Source organism: Foliimonas ilicis (genome assembly GCF_039939195.1).
Classification (GTDB): domain Bacteria; phylum Pseudomonadota; class Alphaproteobacteria; order Rhizobiales; family Rhizobiaceae; genus Foliimonas; species Foliimonas ilicis.
Genome location: NZ_JBDUUH010000010.1, coordinates 54,180 through 73,606 on the forward strand (window position 1 = coordinate 54,180; position 19,427 = coordinate 73,606).

Annotated in this window: 18 protein-coding genes; 4 read left to right on the forward strand and 14 right to left on the reverse strand. The window is 58.6% G+C overall.

Annotated features, from left to right (window positions below):
• Position 1: 1 nt before the first annotated feature.
• The 3 genes from ABFT80_RS19850 to ABFT80_RS19860 all read right to left on the reverse strand — a co-directional run bounded on the left by ABFT80_RS19850 (position 2) and on the right by ABFT80_RS19860 (position 3,460).
• Positions 2-862 carry a transporter substrate-binding domain-containing protein gene (locus ABFT80_RS19850; protein WP_347973680.1) on the reverse strand — a complete coding sequence of 287 codons (861 nt, stop codon included), beginning with the start codon at positions 860-862 and terminating at the stop codon, positions 2-4.
• A complete protein-coding gene (locus ABFT80_RS19855; RefSeq protein WP_347973681.1) occupies positions 840-2,450 on the reverse strand; it encodes an FAD-dependent oxidoreductase in 1,611 nt (536 codons plus the stop codon). The genes ABFT80_RS19850 and ABFT80_RS19855 overlap by 23 nt, the downstream gene beginning before the upstream one ends.
• Positions 2,451-2,557: 107 nt before the next feature.
• Positions 2,558-3,460 carry a LysR substrate-binding domain-containing protein gene (locus ABFT80_RS19860; protein WP_347973682.1) on the reverse strand — a complete coding sequence of 301 codons (903 nt, stop codon included), beginning with the start codon at positions 3,458-3,460 and terminating at the stop codon, positions 2,558-2,560.
• Between the two features lie 239 nt (positions 3,461-3,699).
• Between ABFT80_RS19860 and ABFT80_RS19865 the strand changes: the two genes are divergently transcribed.
• Positions 3,700-3,933: a hypothetical protein gene (locus ABFT80_RS19865; protein ID WP_347973683.1), complete on the forward strand. Its 234-nt coding sequence runs from the start codon at positions 3,700-3,702 to the stop codon at positions 3,931-3,933.
• 21 nt (positions 3,934-3,954) lie between these two features.
• Here ABFT80_RS19865 and ABFT80_RS19870 read toward each other — a convergent pair whose 3' ends face one another.
• From ABFT80_RS19870 to ABFT80_RS19920, 11 genes are all read right to left on the reverse strand, one after another.
• The gene (locus tag ABFT80_RS19870) at positions 3,955-4,680 is read right to left on the reverse strand and encodes a ribonuclease activity regulator RraA (RefSeq protein WP_347973684.1); all 726 of its coding nucleotides are present in this window, start codon (positions 4,678-4,680) and stop codon (positions 3,955-3,957) included.
• A gap of 41 nt (positions 4,681-4,721) precedes the next feature.
• On the reverse strand, positions 4,722-6,455 hold the full coding sequence (araD, locus tag ABFT80_RS19875; RefSeq protein WP_347973685.1) for an L-arabinonate dehydratase: 1,734 nt from the start codon (positions 6,453-6,455) through the stop codon (positions 4,722-4,724).
• Positions 6,452-7,351 (reverse strand): aldose 1-epimerase, encoded by a 900-nt coding sequence (locus tag ABFT80_RS19880; RefSeq protein ID WP_347973686.1) that lies wholly within the window; start codon positions 7,349-7,351, stop codon positions 6,452-6,454. Before ABFT80_RS19880 ends, araD begins: the two co-directional genes overlap by 4 nt.
• On the reverse strand, positions 7,348-8,139 hold the full coding sequence (locus ABFT80_RS19885) for an NAD-dependent epimerase/dehydratase family protein (protein ID WP_347973687.1): 792 nt from the start codon (positions 8,137-8,139) through the stop codon (positions 7,348-7,350). Before ABFT80_RS19885 ends, ABFT80_RS19880 begins: the two co-directional genes overlap by 4 nt.
• Positions 8,140-8,141: 2 nt before the next feature.
• Positions 8,142-9,008 (reverse strand): SMP-30/gluconolactonase/LRE family protein, encoded by an 867-nt coding sequence (locus tag ABFT80_RS19890; RefSeq protein WP_347973688.1) that lies wholly within the window; start codon positions 9,006-9,008, stop codon positions 8,142-8,144.
• Positions 9,008-10,207: a mandelate racemase/muconate lactonizing enzyme family protein gene (locus ABFT80_RS19895; protein ID WP_347973689.1), complete on the reverse strand. Its 1,200-nt coding sequence runs from the start codon at positions 10,205-10,207 to the stop codon at positions 9,008-9,010. Before ABFT80_RS19895 ends, ABFT80_RS19890 begins: the two co-directional genes overlap by 1 nt.
• Before the next feature lie 41 nt (positions 10,208-10,248).
• Positions 10,249-11,091 (reverse strand): ABC transporter permease, encoded by an 843-nt coding sequence (locus ABFT80_RS19900; RefSeq protein WP_347973690.1) that lies wholly within the window; start codon positions 11,089-11,091, stop codon positions 10,249-10,251.
• Between the two features lie 3 nt (positions 11,092-11,094).
• Positions 11,095-11,916 carry an ABC transporter permease gene (locus tag ABFT80_RS19905; RefSeq protein ID WP_347973858.1) on the reverse strand — a complete coding sequence of 274 codons (822 nt, stop codon included), beginning with the start codon at positions 11,914-11,916 and terminating at the stop codon, positions 11,095-11,097.
• A 107-nt stretch (positions 11,917-12,023) separates the two neighbouring features.
• A complete protein-coding gene (locus tag ABFT80_RS19910) occupies positions 12,024-13,097 on the reverse strand; it encodes an ABC transporter ATP-binding protein (RefSeq protein WP_347973691.1) in 1,074 nt (357 codons plus the stop codon).
• 91 nt (positions 13,098-13,188) lie between these two features.
• The gene (locus ABFT80_RS19915; RefSeq protein ID WP_347973692.1) at positions 13,189-14,373 is read right to left on the reverse strand and encodes an extracellular solute-binding protein; all 1,185 of its coding nucleotides are present in this window, start codon (positions 14,371-14,373) and stop codon (positions 13,189-13,191) included.
• A gap of 65 nt (positions 14,374-14,438) precedes the next feature.
• The gene (locus tag ABFT80_RS19920) at positions 14,439-15,350 is read right to left on the reverse strand and encodes a dihydrodipicolinate synthase family protein (protein ID WP_347973859.1); all 912 of its coding nucleotides are present in this window, start codon (positions 15,348-15,350) and stop codon (positions 14,439-14,441) included.
• 196 nt (positions 15,351-15,546) lie between these two features.
• Here ABFT80_RS19920 and ABFT80_RS19925 point away from each other — a divergent pair, with 196 nt between their 5' ends.
• From ABFT80_RS19925 to ABFT80_RS19935, 3 genes are all read left to right on the forward strand, one after another.
• Positions 15,547-16,686 carry a mandelate racemase/muconate lactonizing enzyme family protein gene (locus tag ABFT80_RS19925; RefSeq protein WP_347973693.1) on the forward strand — a complete coding sequence of 380 codons (1,140 nt, stop codon included), beginning with the start codon at positions 15,547-15,549 and terminating at the stop codon, positions 16,684-16,686.
• Between the two features lie 72 nt (positions 16,687-16,758).
• Positions 16,759-18,336, forward strand: a complete 1,578-nt coding sequence (locus ABFT80_RS19930; RefSeq protein ID WP_455189975.1) for an ABC transporter substrate-binding protein — start codon at positions 16,759-16,761, stop codon at positions 18,334-18,336.
• A complete protein-coding gene (locus ABFT80_RS19935) occupies positions 18,333-19,424 on the forward strand; it encodes an ABC transporter permease (protein WP_347973695.1) in 1,092 nt (363 codons plus the stop codon). Before ABFT80_RS19930 ends, ABFT80_RS19935 begins: the two co-directional genes overlap by 4 nt.
• Positions 19,425-19,427: the final 3 nt, after the last annotated feature.

Here is a 19,427-nt window from a genome sequence, read left to right on the forward strand (position 1 = left end):
CTCAGTTACTCTTGAGATAGCTGGAGTCCCACTGGTGTTTTTCGTGCTGCTGGGCAATCCATTCGGATGGCCGCACGCCCCACTTCTTCTCGAGTTCCTGCAGATAGCCGGTGGCGTGCCAGCGATAGGTCATTCCCGATACGAACACACCCCAGGCTCCGTCGCGGTCTTCCGTCGGAACCGCCGCTCCCCACGGATTATTGAAGACGACCGGAACCGGCATCTCATAGTCGTCCCATTCACCTGAGGCGAGATCGGCCATGATGCTGGCGTCGTCATATATCCACGCGACGCATTTGCCGGAGCGTAGCGCTTCCTTGCCCTCGGTATTTCCGGCGAATGCCACGACCTTCGCCTTGTATTCCGTTTCGGCAAGCTTGTTGTAATAGACGCCCTGCTTCGCGCAGATCGGTTTGCCTGCGATATCGTCCCAGCTCTTTATGATGCCCTTCTTTGCCATCAGGGTCGGCCCCGATGTCCAGTATGCGGGCTCTATCACGCCGATCACCTTGCGGCGCTCTTCAGTGTCGTACATTCCGCCGATGATGAGATCGATCTTGCCCTGCTGAAGGAACTCCATGCGGTTGGCGGAGGTGACGACGACCGGCTCAAGTTCGACTCCGAGCGTGTCGGCAACATTTTTCGCCAGATCGAGCTCAATTCCTTCCAGCGAGCCATCTGGAGCACGGTATGCCCAGGGCTTGAAGGCGCCCAGGACACCTACCCGCAAAACACCCCGCTCCAGAATTTCCTTGAAGTGATCATTTGCGGCGAACGCTTGTGCGGACGGGACGACCGTCGATATTGCCGCTCCAAGCGTCAGAGCGATAACTGTGCGTTTAAGAATGCTGTTGAGTTTCATAGATTATTTCTCCCATTTTTAATTGGATATTGGCGTCTTGCGCCAAATTCGTCGTCGCATTGCGAAATACGGTTCTTTGATAATCGAGGAATTCATCGACCTCGCGCCGCTTGCGTTCGTCATGCCATTTAAGAAGTCGAGCGGCAGTGTTGGCCGCTTGCTGGACCAGCGATCGCTCAAGGTGGCCACGCCAGGCAATGCCGGTCCGCGTGTAAAGGATTCCCTTCAAATCGCGTGCATGTTCATTGGCAATCGAATTGCGAACCCACTCGTCAAGCTTGTCCGAGGAGATCGGATCGCCCGACACGCAAGGCGCGTTCGAAATGCGATAAGAAGGCGTGAGTGTCTTGGGTTTATCTGGCGCCTTCAAAACTGCCGAGACACGCTGCAGCATTTCCCTGGCCGCGCTGCGATGGGTCATCAGCGGACCCGCCGTCATGGCAAAGACATTCGGCAATCCACGATCCGACAGTTCATGAATCTCGCGAGAGCGACGACCCATATGCTCCTGCCGATCGAATGTCAGCGGCCTTACACCTGCCCAGGTAAAGGCAACATCGCTACGCTTCAGCTTCAAAGCCGGAAGCATGTAATTGGCTTCGTCCAAAAGAAAATCTATGTCGGCATTGCTGGCGCTGACATTCGTCGCATCGCCTTCGAACGGCGTTTCCGTCGGGCCGAAATAGAAATAATCATCATGGGACGGGAGGCAGTAAAACGGCATGCCGTTGCGATTGATCGTAGCAATGCCGAAACCGTCATAGGCCGATGGCAAGCGAACGACTATGTGCGCACCCTTGGTTCCGCGTATCAGCGGAAGCGTTTTGTCATTGTCGATATGTACGCCATTGACTTCGTCTATCCACGAACCCGTCATGTTCAGCACGAGTTTGCAATGGACCGCCGCTCGCCCATCGCGACCTGACAATTCCACGCACCATTTGCCGTCTTTAGTTCGCTCGCCCAATCGAGCCAGACAAAAGGTCAAAACATCCGCACCCTGCTGCTCGGCAGCAAGCACGGCATCAACGCAAAATCGCTCCGGCCAGTCGAAGACATACTCGCGATATGTGGCAATGGCCGAGAGCCTGTCGCGATCCCGCAAATCCCGCGCGAAGGGCAAATCGGCCTCGAAATCCTTTGCAATCTTGCGATAGTCGAGCGGAGGATTTGCGCCACCAAGCGCGCGCAACAAGCCGAAACCACGGTCGAGATGCCAACCCTTGATCCCGCCGCCCCGGTAAAGTGGGAAACACATCGTAAAGGGCTTTACGCTGCTTGGCGCGGTTTCGACGATTTCTCTTCGCGCCTGCATCGAAGCACGCGCCATCTTCATCGCGTTGACGAAGCGTGAGGGATAGCGGGCAAATGTACGGACTGGATTGGGGGTCTCGAAATAACGCAGCCCGCAATGCAGCATTCTTGAAGACCGGCTGGACGCACCGGCAGCGATGTCATGTTTTTCGACCAAAAGCACCTGGTACCCGGCGCTCGCCAATTCGAAAGCAGTTGCCGCACCATTAATGCCAGCTCCAATTACGACCGTATCGTAATTCTTGCCTTGCATCTCGGATAGCGTGGGGCTCATGCGCCTTGCGTTCTCTCGCTGGGAAGTCGGCGCAGTTAAGCAGGACGTTTGAAATGCTCAAAATAGAATCATTGTCGATCGTTATGCATAAAATGCATAACCTAAATCTAGGATGGAAGTCGTGCTTTCATTTTGTCCCGCTCGTCTCCCATAAGTTGTAAGAGCGACTCGGTTGCAGCGTTGATGCTTCTTGAATCAGGCCTGAGCAAAGCCACGTTGAACGGCACCGTAGGTACGAATGGAAGAAGCGTCGCTCTCTCATCCAACTGTTGAAGGGCCGTGAATGGATCGATAATGGCAATGCCAATTCCGCTCTTCACCATCTCGTAGGCCGTCGCCGAGAAAGTCGTCTCGTATGCGGCCTCTACCTTTACGCCTGCGGACTGGAAAACCTGATCGAACAGAGGGCGAGCAGGCAGAAATGAGGTCCAGTAGATGAATGGCGTATTCTTGAAATCCTTTGGGACGATATGCTGCCTGTCCTCCAAGGGATGCCCTCTGGGAACAGCGACTACATAGGGAACATCGCTGAAAATCTCGGTGCTGAAACCCGAGCGTCGAAAAGGCGTTTCTGCAAGTCCGAAGTCGATTTGTTGAGCCGCAGCCCATTCCTCGATTTTCAGCGACATTCGCACACTTAATGTCACCTTGGTTTTCGGCCAGCTTTCGCGAAAGCGGCAAAGGACACGCGGCATGAAGTTGATGCCTAGCGCCGGCATAACGGCCACGCTGATCTGACCGCCTTCGCCCTTTTTTAAGCGCGTTGCGAAAGACTGAAGCGAATCCAGGGACACATAAGCCCGTTCTATTTCGTCCAGCAAAATTTGCGCTTCCGGCGTAGGGGTAATCAGGCCTTTGCGACGTTCGAACAGAGCGATGCCCAGCTCGTACTCAAGCTTGTCCAGCAAACGGCTCACCGATGGCTGACTTCGGCCGAGCATTTCGGCAGCGCCACTCACAGTCCCGGTAAGCATGACAGCGCGGAATGCAGCAAAATGGATGAGGTTCATCTTAGCGATTGTAACCGTTGAACAAATAAATGGCTTTCAACCGAACGCCATTCCGGTCAGCTTGGCAACGTGATTTCTGACCAATAAATTCGCCCCAAGCGACTCTGCTCCTAACTTTTTCGTCATTAACGCTCGTGCTTTCTTGGAATTCGACAGGAAGCTTCCTATCTGGAGATGATAACGCATCATCTCTCAAGAGAGCATATCGAGAAAGCTGTTTCATAACTGGAGGAGACACCATGCTATCAGGCACTGAGCCGACGCTCGATGACTTATTGAACGAGCCCATCATCCGCCAGGTCATGGCCAGCGATGGCCACACCTCTGAAGAAATCCGCACTTTGTTTAAAACAGTCCGCCAACGCAATTTGTCGACCGTTTCCATCAGCAAGCAGGAAGGCGACATGGTAACGCCGCCCGCTCACATGTGCGAAGCCGCCTTGCGTGCAGCCAAGGCCTGCTGCCTTAGATAAGCAATATGCCGCTACAGGCGTTCAGCGCTCGGTCTTTGCCTGCCATGCGGCATAGTCATTCTGCGCCTTCTCGGTCGTGGCCGGATAAAGCCCGATAATCGCAGATCCGGCCTGAACCTGTTCGAGAACGAAATCCTCAAACGTCTCCATACTGGCGCATTCAACGGCGATCTCGTCGGCGAGATGTGCCGGGATCACCATCACGCCATCACCGTCGCCCACAAGCACATCGCCGGGAAAGACCGGCGCGTCTCCGCAGGAGATCGGCACGTTGATGTCGAGCGCCTCGTGTAAGGTCAGATTGGTCGGAGCGGAGGGGCGCTGGTGATAAGCTGGCATGTCGAGCTTGCCGATGCCTTCCGCATCCCTAAACCCTCCGTCGGAGACGACGCCCGCGCAATTGCGCATCGCCAGGCGGGTGACAAGTATCGAACCTGCCGACGCAGCGCGCGCATCCTTGCGGCTGTCCATGACCAGCACGAAGCCCGGCGGGCAGGTATCGACCGCAACACGCTGCGGGTGATCGGCATTGCGGAAGACGGTGATCGGATTGCGATCCTCACGCGCGGGAATATAGCGCAAGGTGAATGCCTGGCCGACCATGTTGCGGCCCTTCCAGTTCACCGGCGTCACGCCCTGAATGAACTGGTTGCGCAGTCCTCTTTTATAGAGCGCAGTTGCCACCGAAGCGGTGGAAACCTTCATTAGCTTGGCTCGGATTTCGTCAGACAAAATGTAATCGGTCATTTGGGTCTCACATAAGCTGGAGGTGACAGCGCGGGGCAGCCTTAGTGGATGGCGGGTTCCTCGACCGGCCGGCCGAATTCCGCACGCAGGAAGTCGAAGTCACAGCCCTTGTCGGCCTGCTCGATATGTTTGGTGAATATGTATCCATAACCGCGCTCATACCGGGGCTGCGGAGCAATCCAAGCCGCACGGCGTTGCGCCAGCTCATCCTCACCGACAAGCATGTCGAGGCGGCGCGCCGGAATGTCGAGTTCGACAATATCGCCGGTGCGCAAAAGCGCTAGCGGTCCCCCGACATAAGCCTCCGGTGCTGCATGAAGCACGCATGCGCCAAAAGACGTGCCCGACATGCGCGCATCGGAGATGCGAACCATATCGCGCAGCCCAAGCTTGAGCAGGGCCTTCGGCATCGGAATCATGCCCCATTCGGGCATTCCCGGTCCGCCCTGCGGCCCGGCATTGCGCAGCACCAGCACGGTATCCGGCGTCATCGGATAATCGGGATCGTCGATGATCTTCTTCAGTTCCGGGTAGCTGTCGGCAACAAGTGCGGGGCCTGTGTGGCGATGGAATTTCGGATCGCAGGCCGCGGGCTTGATCACAGCCCCATCCGGACAGAGATTGCCCTTGAGAACGGCAAGCGAGCCCTCGTGGTAGACGGGGTTGGACAGAGGACGAATAACGTCGTCGTTCCAGATTTTCACCCGATCGAGGCCGTCCGTCAGCGGTCGACCGGTAATTGTGATAGCCGACGAATCGAGCTTGTCGCCAAGCTGTTTCATCAGCGCCAGAAGGCCGCCTGCATAAAAGAAATCCTCCATGAGATAGGTCGTGCCGGAAGGACGAATATTGGCGATGACCGGCGTGGTGCGCCCGATACGGTCAAGATCGTCGAGTTCCAGCGGGACGCCTGCGCGTCGCGCCATTGCAATCAGGTGGATGATCGCGTTGGTCGAGCAGCCGGTCGCCATCGCGACCGTGACGGCATTCTGGACGGCTATCGGCGTGATGATTTTTTCCGGCGTCAAATCTTCCCAGACCATATCGACGATGCGTCGTCCGCACTGGGTCGACATCCGCTGGTGGCCTGCATCTGCGGCAGGAATAGAGGTGGCCCCGGGCAGCGTAACACCCATCGCTTCGGCGATTGCCGTCATGGTGCTTGCCGTGCCCATCGTCATGCAATGACCGTAGGAACGGGCGATACCGCCCTCGATGCCTTGCCATTCTTCCTTGGAAATGGTCCCGGCGCGGCGCTCATCCCAATATTTGAACCCGTCCGTGCCGGAGCCCAGATGCTTGCCTGCATAATTGCCGCGCAGCATCGGCCCGGCAGGCAGAAAGATGAAGGGCAAGCCCATCGTGGTCGCGCCCATGATCAAGCCGGGCGTGGTCTTGTCGCAGCCACCCATAAGCACCGCGCCATCGATCGGATGACTGCGCAGAAGCTCCTCCGTTTCCAGCGCCAGCAGGTTGCGATAGAGCATCGTCGTCGGCTTGACGAAATTCTCAGACAGCGAAAGTGCGGGGAGTTCCATAGGGAACCCGCCAGCCTGAAGAATTCCGCGCTTCACCCACTCGACACGGTCCTTGAAATGCATGTGGCAAGGCTGCGCATCGGACCACGTATTGATGATCGCGATGATCGGCTTGCCCTCCCAATCGACCGCATCGTAACCCATCTGCATGCTGCGCGAGCGATGGCCGAAGGATCGCTGGTCGTCGGGCACCATCCAACGCGCCGAGCGGAGCTGATCGTAAGTCTTGCGGGTCATGGCGATACCTCAAAGTTTGAATGCTGCATGGCGCGCAGCGTCATCGACCCTGCAAGCGCCTGACCGGGTTCGAGAATGTCCATACCCGCACCGAGTTGGCTACGGTTGATCGCGTCGGGCGCATGACTGACGGGTTCTGCACAAACGACGTCACGATCATTCGGCACGTAGACATGGAGATGACGCATTGCGCCGTCGGCTTCGATGGAAAGTGCCGCCCCTAGTTCGGGCCAGGTGAGTTGCGCGCGACGCTCGCGCCAGCCCGTGAAGCAACCGTCGAACCACGGAAGATCGCCGAGCGCAGCCGGGCCGGCCGGATCGAAAGCGGAAACGTTGTGAATTGGAAGGGTCGGCAGACCGCGCGCGTCGCGCTCGAAAGTACCGTCAGCTTTGAACGTCAATGTGCACATTCGCGTCTTCACGAACCACGGATGAAGACCCATGCCGAAGGGCATTGCCGTCGAACCATCGTTGCGGATCGACAGGTCGATGCGGATGCCGTCTTCCGACAGGCTCAACTTCTGCTGTGCGGCATAGCGATAGGGATTGCCGTCCCGTTCGAATTCCTGCGCCAGAATAAGCCCGTCCGCTTCTTCACTCACCACCGCCCACGGATTGTCGCGCGAGAACCCGTGGATCGCCATCTCCTCGGCGGGCAGATTGATGGGAAGTGCGAATTCCTGATTGCCGAAGGTGAAGCAACCTTTATCGATCCGGTTGGCGAAGGGCAGCATCGCAAAGCACCCCGCCTTGAAATCATTCGCGGACTCATCGAGCGGCGCAAGCAACCGAACAACTGAGCCGTCCGGTCGCGTCCACTCCATAGACAGGATCGCCCCGCCATGTGCCGGATCGACCCGAACGCGGTAACCGCCGCCAGTCAGCTCAACAGTCATTGGCCGCTATCGTCCCGGCTATAGCCGTCCGCAGCGAATGTGCCGCCTTGAAAGCGGCGCGTGACGGCATCGCCCGTCTCAGGCAGCGGCGCAAATCGACTGGCATCATCCCGTGCCGCATAGCCAATTCGCTCGGCATCGTCATTCTTCCACCAGGACCCGCCGTTTGCCGAGACACCCCAGACGACAGCATGTCCCGTCTCCGGCGCTTCGATCGCCGCGATCACCAAGCGTTCGAGATCATCATGCGACAGCCAAGTGGCAAGATGGCGTTCCTCCGTTGGCACAGGCAGGCACGAGCCAATTCGCATATGCACGCTTTCGAGCCCATGCTTGTCGAACATCATCCTGCCGAGAAGTTCGCCATAGGCTTTGGACAGGCCGTAATAGCCATCGGGCCGCATGGGATCGCGCGGGTCGATAAGCTCGCCGCGCTTGTAGTAGCCAATGGCGTGATTTGAGCTGGCGAAAACGATGCGCTGCCTGCTTTCGCGGGCTGCTTCGAACAGATGCGTCAATCCAAGAATATTGGCGTCGATGATCGTGCGAAAAGGTTGCTCGTTGCTAATTCCACCAAGATGCACGATCGCATCGGTTCCTGCGACCAACGCCCTGACCGCGGGCTCGTCGACGAGGTCAGCCTGAACGAAATGCGCGCCTTCCGGAACGGCATCGGGAAAGGGCTGGATGTCGGAAAGCCTGACCTCATACCCTGCCTTCACGAGACGCGGCGCAAGAAGGCGTCCAAGCGTGCCGGAAGCACCCGTGAGAAGAATGAGGCGTGCCATCGTCAGATACCCCGCATACGGTGGACCGGCACACCGCGAACCGGCGCCTCAGCCAGAAAGACACCGCCTGACTGCCCGGTATCATCGGAAGCGTTCATACGATGGGATGTGACGGCAAGCAGCCGCAAATCCGGACCGCAAAAACACGGCATGGTGGGCGCAGGCACCGGAAACACATGCTTTTCACGAAGCTCGCCATTGGCAGCAAAGCGATTAAGCACACCAGCCGAGACGCCAGCGCTCCAATAGTCGCCAGTCATGTCGCAGGCTCCCCCATCAGGACGCCCGGTCTTCTCGTCAAGATCGCGCATGCGGCTACGGTTCGAGATCGCTCCTGAAGCCGCAGCGAAATCATAGCGGTCGATCCATGGCCCGCGTGAATCCGAATGGTACATGACTGTTCCATCGGGCGACCAGGCGAGACCATTGGATATGGCAAAGCCTTCGGAAACGGTCATCGCGCCGCCATCCGCGTCAACTCTGTACAAGCGGCTGATCGGCTGGCGCTCGGCGCGCCCATCCATGCTGCCGACCCAGAAGGCACCGTCCGGCCCGACCTTGCCGTCGTTGAGACGCGACGTGTCCGGCTCGTCATAGCCAGTCCACAAATCCCGCTTTTCATCCGTCTCCGGGTCAAAAACGATCACTTTGCGGGCCAAAGCGACAACCAGCGCACCGCTTTCGCCAAGTCCGAGCGCCGTCACCTCCGTTCCGAACGACCAGCGCCGGCGAACGCCATCGGCAAGGTTGATCTCGATCACTTCGCCGCCTGGAATGTCGCAAACAAAAAGCGTGCCGCGCCGCTCGTCCCAGAGCGGGCTTTCCAGAAGGCCAGCGCGCAGATCAGCGATGCAGCGGAATGGACCCATCAGGATATTCCTGTCGTCCGGCGGATCACATCGGGATGGTCGAGTACGAAGTCGGAAAGTTCGAGGCCGAGACCGGCACCTTCGAATGGATAAATCTCGCCTTTTTCGATGCGCGGCATAACGGTGACGAGATCGCGATACCAGGAGGTGTAGTAAGCGCGCACCGACTCCTGGAACACGGCATTCGGAAGGTTGAGCGAGAGATGGATCGAGGCCGCGAATACGACGGGACCGGTACAATCATGCGGCGCAACCGGGCGCTGGAACGTTTCCGCCATCGTGGCAATCTTCTTTGCCTCCGACAGTCCACCGCACCAGGAGATGTCGAGCATGACATAATCCGTCGCATCGGCCTTGAGAACGTCGAGAAACTGCGAGCGTGTCGCCAGCGTCTCGCTGGCACAGACTGGAATTCCCGCCTGGCGCGCATAGATGGCAAGGGATTGCGGGTTCACCATCTTGATCGGGTCTTCCGCCCAGAACGGGTTGAATTCGCGCAACGCCCTGGCAATCGATAGCGCGGAGGTCAGATCCCACATGGAGTGGAGTTCGACCATAACCTCCATCTGATTGCCCACGGCATCACGGATCTGGCGGAACGGTATCAGCGCCTTGTCGAGATCGCGCGCATGAATGAAATTGCCGCCGCTTGCCACGGCGAAGGGATCGAAAGGCCAGATTTTCATGGCCGTGATGCCTTCGGACAAAAGGCTTTCTGCGAGCGCCCCGGCATCGCGATGAAAGGCCAATTGATCCTCGTAAGGACCTTCTTTCCCTTCATCGGCGTCGCCGATGTAACGGCGCGTCCCGGACTTGTTATACGTGTAGCCAGCACAAGTGTTGTAGGTGCGGATCGACGGGCGCGACAGGCCGCCCAGAAGCTGGTGGATCGGCTGGTTCACGACCTTGCCGAAGATGTCCCAAAGCGCCACGTCAATGGCCGATGCAGCGCGAATTTCTACACCCGACGAGCGGAAGCCCACATAGGGGGAAAGCAGCAGGCTGGAGATACGATCGATCTCCAGCGGGTTCTTGCCAACGATCTGAGGAGCAATGTCGCTGTGAATATATGCAGCGACAGCGTTCGCACCGCGAAAAGTCTCGCCCAAACCGACAATCCCCTCGTCGGTATGCACCCGCACCCAAAGTATATTGTTGAGGTGCGGGAGTTGGATCGTCTCGATTGCTTCGATTTTCATGCAATTTTCCGTGCGAAGAGTGGTGGCAGATTCCACCGAGTTCAGTGAGCCGAGGCCGGACGGCCGCGTGCAACGATCTGCGTTGGATTGACGAAGCGCAGCGCGATCAGCAGCCACACCAGAGACGTGATCATGTAGATGACGGCCATCGCATCGATGGACTGGACCGAGCGCACTCCGGCAGCGAACACCGAATAATAGAGCGCGACGACAAGCGTCTGGCTGGTCGGCCCCGCCGTCAGGAATGTCAGCTCGAACATGGCAACGGTACGCACCAGAACCAGAAGCATCGCGGCAAGCACACCGGGCAGGAGCATGGGCAGCAGAACGTGGCGGAAGAGCTGGAACGTACCCGCACCGAAGACGCGCGCCGCAGCCTCCACCTTCGGATCGATTTGCTCGATGAAGGGGATCATGACGAGGATCACGAAGGGAATTGTGGGCACCAGATTGGCGAGCACCACCCCCCAGAAAGTGCCACCTACGCCAGCCATATAGAGAACCGTGGCAAGCGGAATGCCGAATGTGATCGGCGGCACGAGAAGCGGCAGAAGAAAGATAAGAAGTACGAACTTCTTGCCCGGAAAATCACGCCGCGCCATGGCGTAGGCTGCAGTCACGCCAAGAATGCCGGAAAGCAGTACCACCGTAAACACAATCTGGAAGGTGACGAGCAGCACTTGATCCAACTGGAATTCGCGCCACGCGGCAGCATACCATCGCGTCGTGAACGCGATGGGAAGCCAGGTTCCAAGCCAACGCGTGCCGAAGGACGATACGACCACGGCTGCGATAACCGCGACAACGTTGAGGATAAAAAAGCCGGTGATCACCCAGACGGCGGTGATCCAAAGCTTGGAGAGTGCGGACGTGTCCCGGATCATCTTTCAGCCTTTCCCGCCGGCCGTCGAACCGCGGTAGAAGAGAGAGCGTACACCAAGGAGCGAGCCCACGACGATAAGCTGCACGGCAGCCATGATCATCGCGATGGCTGAGGCCATGGAGTAGTCATATTGTTCGAATGCCGCCTGTGCGGCTGCGATCGAAATCACGCGGGTCGGTCCCGATGGCGCGCCCAGCAGCACCGCTGAAGGAAAGACCGCGAAAGCCTGCACGAAGGTAAGACAGGCCGCGACCACAAGGCCGGGGACGAGAAGCGGCAGCATCACATAACGGAAGCGCTGCCAGCTATTCGCCCCATGCGTGGCCGCCGCCCGCTCAAGTGCAGGGTCGATGCCCGTGACATAGGAGAGCGTCAGCAAGAATGTGAAGGGGAAGACCGTGATCACCAACGACACGAAGACGCCCCAGTAATTGTTGACGAGCCGCAATGGGGCGTCGATCAGCCCAATTGTGATCAGGGTGCGGTTGAACCAGCCTTGCGGTCCCAGATAATTGAGGAGGCCTTCAGCCACCAGAACCGTACCGAGCGTGACCGGCAGCACGAGAATGGTCGTGAGCAGTCGCTGCCGCTCCATCAGCCGCACGCGCATGGCAATCGGCACTGCCAGCAGCGCGCTGATAATCGTGACTGGCACTGCGAGCCACAACGTCGCGCCGATCGTCCGGTAGAGATATGGATCGGAGAAGAAGCGGGTATAGTTCGCCAGCGCACCGCCCCCGTCGAGCGGATTGAACGACAGGACCAGCCCGTAGAAGAACGGGTAAACGAACACGCACAGCACGAAGAGAAGCGCTGGCAAGATCATCAGCGTCACGCCGTCGAGCCCTCGATTGGCAAGCCGTTGACGCAAACCCGGCGTGACGGGTATACTCTTAACGTCGCGCCTTGTTTCGATTGCTTCGGCGGCCATGATCAGCTCTGCCCTGCGAAAACAAGCGCACGTTCAGCCTCGATTTCGAGGGTGACGCGGCTGCCGAGTTCCGCATTGCGCGGTCCGTGAAACACAAGCTCCATACCGGTATCGGTAAGCGCGGTGCCCACATATTCGCGACCGCGATATTCGATTGTTTCGACATTGGCCTGAATCGCGTTTTTTCCAGATATGCCCTCGATGACATCATCTCCGCGAGCCGCAAGCACCGCATCGTCACCGACCTTGAGTGCGTCCATCGCGCGGCCAGTCAGTTCTGTGCCGGCGACGACAATAGTGGCGATGTCTCCGGAAATGCGAACGACCTTGCCGACCAATTTGTTGCGGAAGCCCATGAACTCCGCAATATCGAGATAGAGCGGGCTTTCGTAGAGTTCGCGCGGCGTGCCGACCTGCCGTATCGAGCCGTCGCGCAGAACCACGATCCGGTCGGCGAGCGACAGTGCTTCGTCCTGATCATGCGTCACGTAAATAGTTGTCGCCCCAAGCTGATTGTGAATGCGCCGGATTTCGGCGCGCATTTCCAGACGTAGTTTGGCGTCGAGATTGGAGAGCGGCTCATCCATCAAAACGAGCGGCGGCTCGATGACGATAGCGCGCGCAATAGCAACGCGCTGTTGCTGCCCGCCTGAAAGCTGACCGGGAAGCTTGTCCGCCTGCCCCTGCAGACGCACCAGCGCGAGTGCAGCCTGTGCGCGGCTTTCAATTTCAGCTCGCGGCAGGCCGCGCATACGCAGACCGAAGCCGACATTCTGAAGCACCGTCATATGCGGAAACAGCGCATAATTCTGGAAAACCATGCCGAAGCCGCGATCTTCCGGCTTGAGCTGGTCGATGCGCTCACCATCCATATAGATGCCGCCGCCGGTTGTTCCGAGAAGCCCGGCAATACAATTGAGCGCCGTGGACTTGCCACAGCCGGAAGGTCCCAGAAGCGCAACGAATTCGCCCTTGCGAATTGCGAGATCGATCTGATTCAGCGCGTTGAAGCTGCCGAAGGCGCGGCTTACGGCGTCGAGCCGAAGTTCATTGAACGATCTTGAGGCGAGCGGCATGCCGAAGTTCCACCTGGAGCTTGAACGCTGGGATTTGTCGCTGCGGGCCGATAAGACCCGCAGCATGAAAATATGGGAAGGACGGCCGGGGTCAGGCCCCCGCGACTTCCTCGTCCCACCGCCGGAACGCGACAACCAGCGCTTCAGGCTCCAGCGGAAGCTCGATGGGATTGTTCGCAATCCAGTCTTCATATTCGGGACGGCCATATTCGGCGATGATATCCTGGCTCTCCTGCGGCGCCATCTCCAGCGTTACGTCTTTGACCGCCGGGCCGGGATAGAAGTAGCCTGCATCATAAGAATAGGCCTGCTGCGCGGGCTGAAGCGCGAACTTGATGAGCTCCATCATTACCGCGATCTTCTCTTCCGAAACGCCTTTTGGAATTGCGAAGTAGTGAGCATCGCAAACCCAATGGAAGCCTTCCAGCTTGCCTACGGCAGCTTCGGCCGGCACGACGCCGAGCGCGCGCGGGTTGATATCCCACCCGGTCGTCGTCACCGTAATGTCGCGCGTGCCTTCGCCGAATTCCTTCATCAACGCGCCGGTGCCTGCCGGGTAGTATTCGATGTTCTTGTGGAGCTCTTTCAGGTACTCCCAGGTCTTCTCCCAGCCACCGGTCGGATCCTTCGGATCGGAGTCGCCAAGCAGATAAGGCAGGCCCATCAGGAAGGTGCGGCCGGGGCCGGAGTTGGCCGGACGTGCGTAGATGAACTTGTTCTGGTTCTGGCGCGTCCAGTCCAGCAGTTCCTCGGCTGTCTTCGGCACGTTCGGAACACGCTCCGGCATGTATTCAAGCAGCGGGCCGGATGGATAATAGGAGACGACGACGCCCTTGCCCTGTCCCTGCTCCTGCATGCGCCAGGCCGGGTCGAGATAGATGTCCTGCAGATTGGGCAGGCCGTTTTCAGGCAGCGCGATGATGTCTGTCCAGATGTCGTCGGCCAGCCCCGCCGAAAGCGCGTCAGGCCCGATAATAACCATGTCGATATCGACGCGGTTGGCGCGCTGCTGAGCGCGGATCTTGCCCGGCAGTTCAGGTGCCGGTGCCTTGTTGAAGGTAAAGCGCGAAACGAGATTGCTATGTTCGGATGCGAAATTGTCGAAGATCGGCTGCGTTAGCGCTAGGTTACCAGCGGCATCGATGACATTCAGTGTGACAGGCGATGACGGAAGCTTTGCAGCCTGGGCAAATGCCCCACGCGGCAGAACTAACCCGGCTCCGGCAGCGAGACTCGCCCCGGCAAGAAAACGGCGACGTGAAATATCGTAAGTCATGACTTTTCCTCCCGTTGTTATCATGATCGCCGACGCCCTCTCCTCAGGGTGGCCGGCGACAGTTATTAGGCCGTCACGGCCTCCTTCCAATCGTTGAGCACTGCGCCCAGCGCTCGCCGGTCGGCTTCGTCAAGCTCCGGCAAGCCCGGCAGACGCACTGCGCCCACCTCCGCACCGCGCAGCCGCAACGCTTCCTTCACGACGGTAACATTTGCCCCGTTGCGATATTTTGTACGCATGATCTCGAAGGGCGCGATGCGGTCAACATAGGCGCGCGCGGTCACATAATCGCCGGCCTCAAGAGCGCGCCATACCGCCAGCGAAAGTTCCGGCGCAACATTCACGAGCCCGGATGTGAAGCCCTTGCCACCCAGCGCGTAAAATGGCGGAGCCCAGCTTTCCGCAAGGCCGCAAATCCACGTTGCGTCCGAGCCCTTGGTCGCACGAACACAATCGGCAAACAGCATCGTGTTCGTCGATGCGAACTTGACCCCTGCCACAGCCGGATGGGTCGCCAGTCGAACCATCTCGTCGATCGGGATAAGGTCCGAACGCACATAGGCAACCAGCGGCAAATCCACCGCTTCGGCAATTGCCAGGAAGTAATCGACCTGCGAATGCGGCGCGGCAAACGGGTCGAGAGGATGATGAACCATGACGCCATCCGCACCTTCGGCCTTGGCGGCGCGGGTAACGGCGATTGCTTCGCGAACGGAACGCCCGGCGGCAGCCGTAACCGCTGCCCGGCCATCGACGGCAGCGATCGCAATTGCCTGAAGCCGCATCACCTCGTCGGCGGTCATGCTGTAGAACTCGCCGGTATTGCCGCCCGACACGACATTATGGACACCTGCCCCAGCGATGTCCGAAACGATCTGCCCGGTCAGTTTCGGTTCGATTTCGCCCCGGTCATCGTACGCGGTGACGTGCACGCCCGAAATGCCATGCAGAACGCGGCGATATTCCTCGAATTCCATCATTTTTCTCCCTGGAGCTGGCTAGAAAACCAACTCGATATGCGTCTTGCCCGCGTCAGACTGGCACTGCACAGCAGCCGATTTATAAATCATATGAACAATATCCCGGCCAACAGTCAAGCAAAGATGAAAAGATAATTGACAACTTGAAAAGGCGTGGCTAGCCTCGATTTGCTACCAGGGAGGATCGTGTGGCATGAAAATTGTTAGATTGCGCAGCTTTATGACGCGCGATGCCAACCGGCCGCGCGTCGTCGTCGCGATCGACACGGATGCCGGAATTACAGGTTGGGGCGAGTGCTACAATCACGGTCCCGACAGGGGACTGATCCCGATCCTCGACTATTTCTTCGAGCAGATTAAAGGCGAAGACCCCCGCCGCATCGAATATCTGATGCTGAAGCTTCAGCAACAGGCTCGGTTCCCCGGCGGCGCGATGCATCTTTCCGCCTTTTCGGCCATCGACCATTGCCTGTGGGACATTTCCGCCAAGGCGCTCGATGTGCCGGTCTACCGGCTTTTAGGCGGCGAAGTGCGCGACCGTGTTCGCGTCTATCTTGGCGTCTACACAGCGCCAGACCCGGCAATAGCGATCGATACTGTCCAGGCTCAGAACGAGAAATACGGCCTGACCGCTTTCAAGCTCAGCCCTTACCGCGTTGATTTTCATGCCGAGCGCTGGGGCGAAGTGGTACGCACCAGCGCCGACTATTTTCGCCGACTGCGCGAAATGGCGCCAACGAATTTCGAGTTTGCCTTCGACGCACATGCCAAGCTTTTTGAGCCCTGGCAGGCGATTCAGCTCGGCGATGCGCTGGCCCCCTACGATCCGCTGTTTTTCGAAGAGCCTATCAGGCCGGAGAATTTCGAGGCTTGGGGCGCAATCCGTTCAAAGATCCAATGTCCGCTCGCCACCGGCGAAAGCCTCTACAGCCGCTACGAGTTCCTCAAGCTGTTTCAGGCGCGCGGCTGTGACATTGCGCAGCCGGACATCTGCGTCGTCGGCGGTCTGCTCGAAATGAGGAAAATCGCCGCAATCGCCGAGGCTCATTTTGTGCCGATCGCCCCTCACAACCCGATGGGACCGCTGGCCACCGCGGTCAACCTGCACTTTGCTGCAGCGACATCGAACTTCAAGATTCTCGAGTACCGGCTGCCGACTGAGGTGGCCTATGTGAAGGACCCGTATCTGCCAAAGGACGGCCATCTCGAACTGCGGCCGGACCGCGCCGGATGGGGTGTCGAGATCGATGAAAAATATCTCGAGAAAGACCACTACGTTCACTGGCAGCGGACGCTGCCCGTGAAACCGGACGGTTCGTTCGGCTATCCATGAAAATTTTCAGCGATTTAGCCGGTTCGTAATCTCGGACCGGACCTAATGGGAGGAAGATGCACGATGAGACATATGATAGCCGCCGCGCTTCTTGCGTCAGTCGCAGTTTTTGCAAGCGCCGACGCATTCGCCAAATCACCTCCGAACATGCTGGTGATTGGCACCAATATCGGCGGCATCCGCACACTGGACCCGGCGGCCAACAATGCCCGCACAGTCTCCGAGTTGATGTCCAACGCCTATGACAATCTCGTGCAGACGAAGCCTTCAAGCATCGACAAGCTTGAGCCAATGCTTGCAACAGAGTGGTCCGTATCCGACGACAAGAAGACGATCACCATGAAGTTGCGTGAGGACGCAACCTTCTCCAGCGGAAACCCGCTGACCGCCGAGGACGCCGCCTGGTCCATCCAACGCATTATCAAGATGGGGCAGGTAGGGTCCACCGATCTGGCGCTGTGGGGCTTCACGAAGGATAATGTCGACCAACTGGTTCGCGTGCAGGATGCGCATACGCTCATCATCGAATTGCCGACAGAAGTGAACACCGATCTGGTGCTCGCCTCGCTGGCCGGTTCCTCCGTCGGCATCATCGACAAGAAGACGGCGCTTGAGCATGAGGCGAATGGTGACTTCGGTTCCGGCTGGCTTGCCGCCAACACCGCTGGCAGCGGGCCATTCGTGCTGAGCCGCCTTCGCCCGAACAACCTCGCCATGTTCGACGCACGCGAGGATTATTGGGGCGGAGCGCCCGCGATGAAGCGCGTTGCCGTCATGCACATTCCCGAATCCGGCAATCTGCGCCTGCAGATGGAGAAGGGTGACGTTGACGTCGGGCATTACATGTCCAGCGGCGACCTCGAGGCAATGTCCAACAATCCGGATATGGTAATCGACAAGGTACCGGGGCTCGGCTTCTACTACATTGCCCTGAACACGAATGACCCGGATCTCAAAAAGCCGGAAGTGCGCCGCGCCTTCCAGCACGCCTTCGATTGGAAGGCGATACAGGACAATATCATGAGGTATCTGGGCACGCCCTGGCAGTCGATGGTGCCGAAGGGCATGATAGGTGCGCCTGCGGACCCGCTTGACCGTAACACCTATGACCCGGAACTGGCCAAGAAGCTGCTGGCAGATGCAGGTTATCCCAACGGATTGAAGAAGACGCTCAACCCGTCCAGCGACGCGGTTCGTCCGATCACCGAGGCACTGCAGGCCAGCGCTCGCAAAGCGGGCATCGACCTCAACCTCGTTCCCGGCGAGTTCACCCCGGCCTTTCGCGAACGCAAATTCGAGGTGCTGGTCGGCAATTCCGGCGCGCGCCTGCCCGATCCGTTCGCGGTCGCTACCCAATACGCCTACAATCCCGACAACCGCGACGAAGCTCGGCTTGGCAGCTATTATCTGTGGCGCGTCGGCCAGCAGAACGAAGAGCTCAACAAACTGGTGGACGAGTCGATGCGCGAAGGCGATGCCGCCAAGCGGGCCGACATCTTCAAGCAGATGGACGACATCTACAGCAAGATGGATCCGGGCCTGGTGATCTTCTTCCAGCGCAGCGACCCTTACGTGATGCGCGCGAACGTCGAGGGCTATGCCGGTCATACGACCTGGTCGACCCGCTGGCATGACGTAACCAAAAAATGATCGCCACCAGCACAGACCAGCGGGACGCGCCGCTGAACATCGACGACGATTTCGAAGGCACAGAGCCGTCGCGCGGGTCTCAATTGGCGCGCCGGTTTGCCGGCCGCGCCATCGCCATTGCAACGACCCTGCTTGGTCTTTTGGGGCTGACATTTGCAATGGGCCGCCTGCTGCCCAATGACCCGGTGATCGCCATTACCGGGCCAGAGGTGAGCCGGGAAGTCTACGATCGGGTATTTGTGGAACTCGGTCTGGACCGCCCTGTCTGGGAGCAATTTCTGACCTATGTCGGCAAGGCGCTGCGCGGCGACCTCGGCGTATCGACCACCACCGGCCAAAAAGTCGTCACCGACCTTTTGATGGTCTTTCCGGCAACATTCGAACTTGCAGTCGTGGCGCTTCTGGTCGGAGTTGGCCTCGGCGTGCCGCTCGGCATAATCGCGGCGGTCAAGCGCGGGACCGTAATTGACCTTCTCGCGCGCCTTATTGGTCTGGCTGGACATTCGATACCGAGCTTCTGGCTGGCATTGATGGCGCTGCTTTTCTTCTACGCCAAGCTTGACTGGTTCGCCGCATCCGGTCGTGTCGACGTCTTCTATGAAGGCCTCGTTACACCGGTGACTGGCTTCCTGCTCATCGACGCCGCACTCAGCCGCGACTGGGACGTCTTCTGGAATGCGCTCAACCATATCGTCCTGCCCGGAACGATCCTCGGCTATTATTCGGTCGCCTATATCAGCCGAATGACCCGCAGCTTCATGCTGGAACAGCTTTCGCAGGAATACATCATTACGGCCCAAGCCAAGGGCCTGCTGCCGAGACAGGTGATCTGGCGCCACGCATTCAAGAATATCCGCGTGCAGTTGCTCACCATCATCGCGCTCACCTTCGGCGGATTGCTCGACGGGGCCGTCCTCATCGAAACCGTCTTCGCCTGGCCGGGAGTGGGCCAGTATCTCACACGCGGTATCCAGATGAACGACATCAATATCGTGATGGGCTCGGTTTTGATGATTGGCGTGCTCTTTTTGATCATCAATCTGGCCTCCGATGCGCTCTATCGCATCCTCGACCCAAGAACACGGTAAGGT

Excerpts from the sequence above, each read along its gene's own strand:
- ABFT80_RS19850 (WP_347973680.1), bottom strand. The coding sequence starts at position 862 with ATGAAACTCAACAGCATTCTTAAACGCACAGTTATCGCTCTGACGCTT.
- ABFT80_RS19855 (WP_347973681.1), bottom strand. The coding sequence starts at position 2,450 with ATGAGCCCCACGCTATCCGAGATGCAAGGCAAGAATTACGATACGGTC.
- ABFT80_RS19860 (WP_347973682.1), bottom strand. The coding sequence starts at position 3,460 with ATGAACCTCATCCATTTTGCTGCATTCCGCGCTGTCATGCTTACCGGG.
- ABFT80_RS19865 (WP_347973683.1), top strand. The coding sequence starts at position 3,700 with ATGCTATCAGGCACTGAGCCGACGCTCGATGACTTATTGAACGAGCCC.
- ABFT80_RS19870 (WP_347973684.1), bottom strand. The coding sequence starts at position 4,680 with ATGACCGATTACATTTTGTCTGACGAAATCCGAGCCAAGCTAATGAAG.
- araD (WP_347973685.1), bottom strand. The coding sequence starts at position 6,455 with ATGACCCGCAAGACTTACGATCAGCTCCGCTCGGCGCGTTGGATGGTG.
- ABFT80_RS19880 (WP_347973686.1), bottom strand. The coding sequence starts at position 7,351 with ATGACTGTTGAGCTGACTGGCGGCGGTTACCGCGTTCGGGTCGATCCG.
- ABFT80_RS19885 (WP_347973687.1), bottom strand. The coding sequence starts at position 8,139 with ATGGCACGCCTCATTCTTCTCACGGGTGCTTCCGGCACGCTTGGACGC.
- ABFT80_RS19890 (WP_347973688.1), bottom strand. The coding sequence starts at position 9,008 with ATGGGTCCATTCCGCTGCATCGCTGATCTGCGCGCTGGCCTTCTGGAA.
- ABFT80_RS19895 (WP_347973689.1), bottom strand. The coding sequence starts at position 10,207 with ATGAAAATCGAAGCAATCGAGACGATCCAACTCCCGCACCTCAACAAT.
- ABFT80_RS19900 (WP_347973690.1), bottom strand. The coding sequence starts at position 11,091 with ATGATCCGGGACACGTCCGCACTCTCCAAGCTTTGGATCACCGCCGTC.
- ABFT80_RS19905 (WP_347973858.1), bottom strand. The coding sequence starts at position 11,916 with ATGATCTTGCCAGCGCTTCTCTTCGTGCTGTGCGTGTTCGTTTACCCG.
- ABFT80_RS19910 (WP_347973691.1), bottom strand. The coding sequence starts at position 13,097 with ATGCCGCTCGCCTCAAGATCGTTCAATGAACTTCGGCTCGACGCCGTA.
- ABFT80_RS19915 (WP_347973692.1), bottom strand. The coding sequence starts at position 14,373 with ATGACTTACGATATTTCACGTCGCCGTTTTCTTGCCGGGGCGAGTCTC.
- ABFT80_RS19920 (WP_347973859.1), bottom strand. The coding sequence starts at position 15,350 with ATGGAATTCGAGGAATATCGCCGCGTTCTGCATGGCATTTCGGGCGTG.
- ABFT80_RS19925 (WP_347973693.1), top strand. The coding sequence starts at position 15,547 with ATGAAAATTGTTAGATTGCGCAGCTTTATGACGCGCGATGCCAACCGG.
- ABFT80_RS19930 (WP_455189975.1), top strand. The coding sequence starts at position 16,759 with ATGATAGCCGCCGCGCTTCTTGCGTCAGTCGCAGTTTTTGCAAGCGCC.
- ABFT80_RS19935 (WP_347973695.1), top strand. The coding sequence starts at position 18,333 with ATGATCGCCACCAGCACAGACCAGCGGGACGCGCCGCTGAACATCGAC.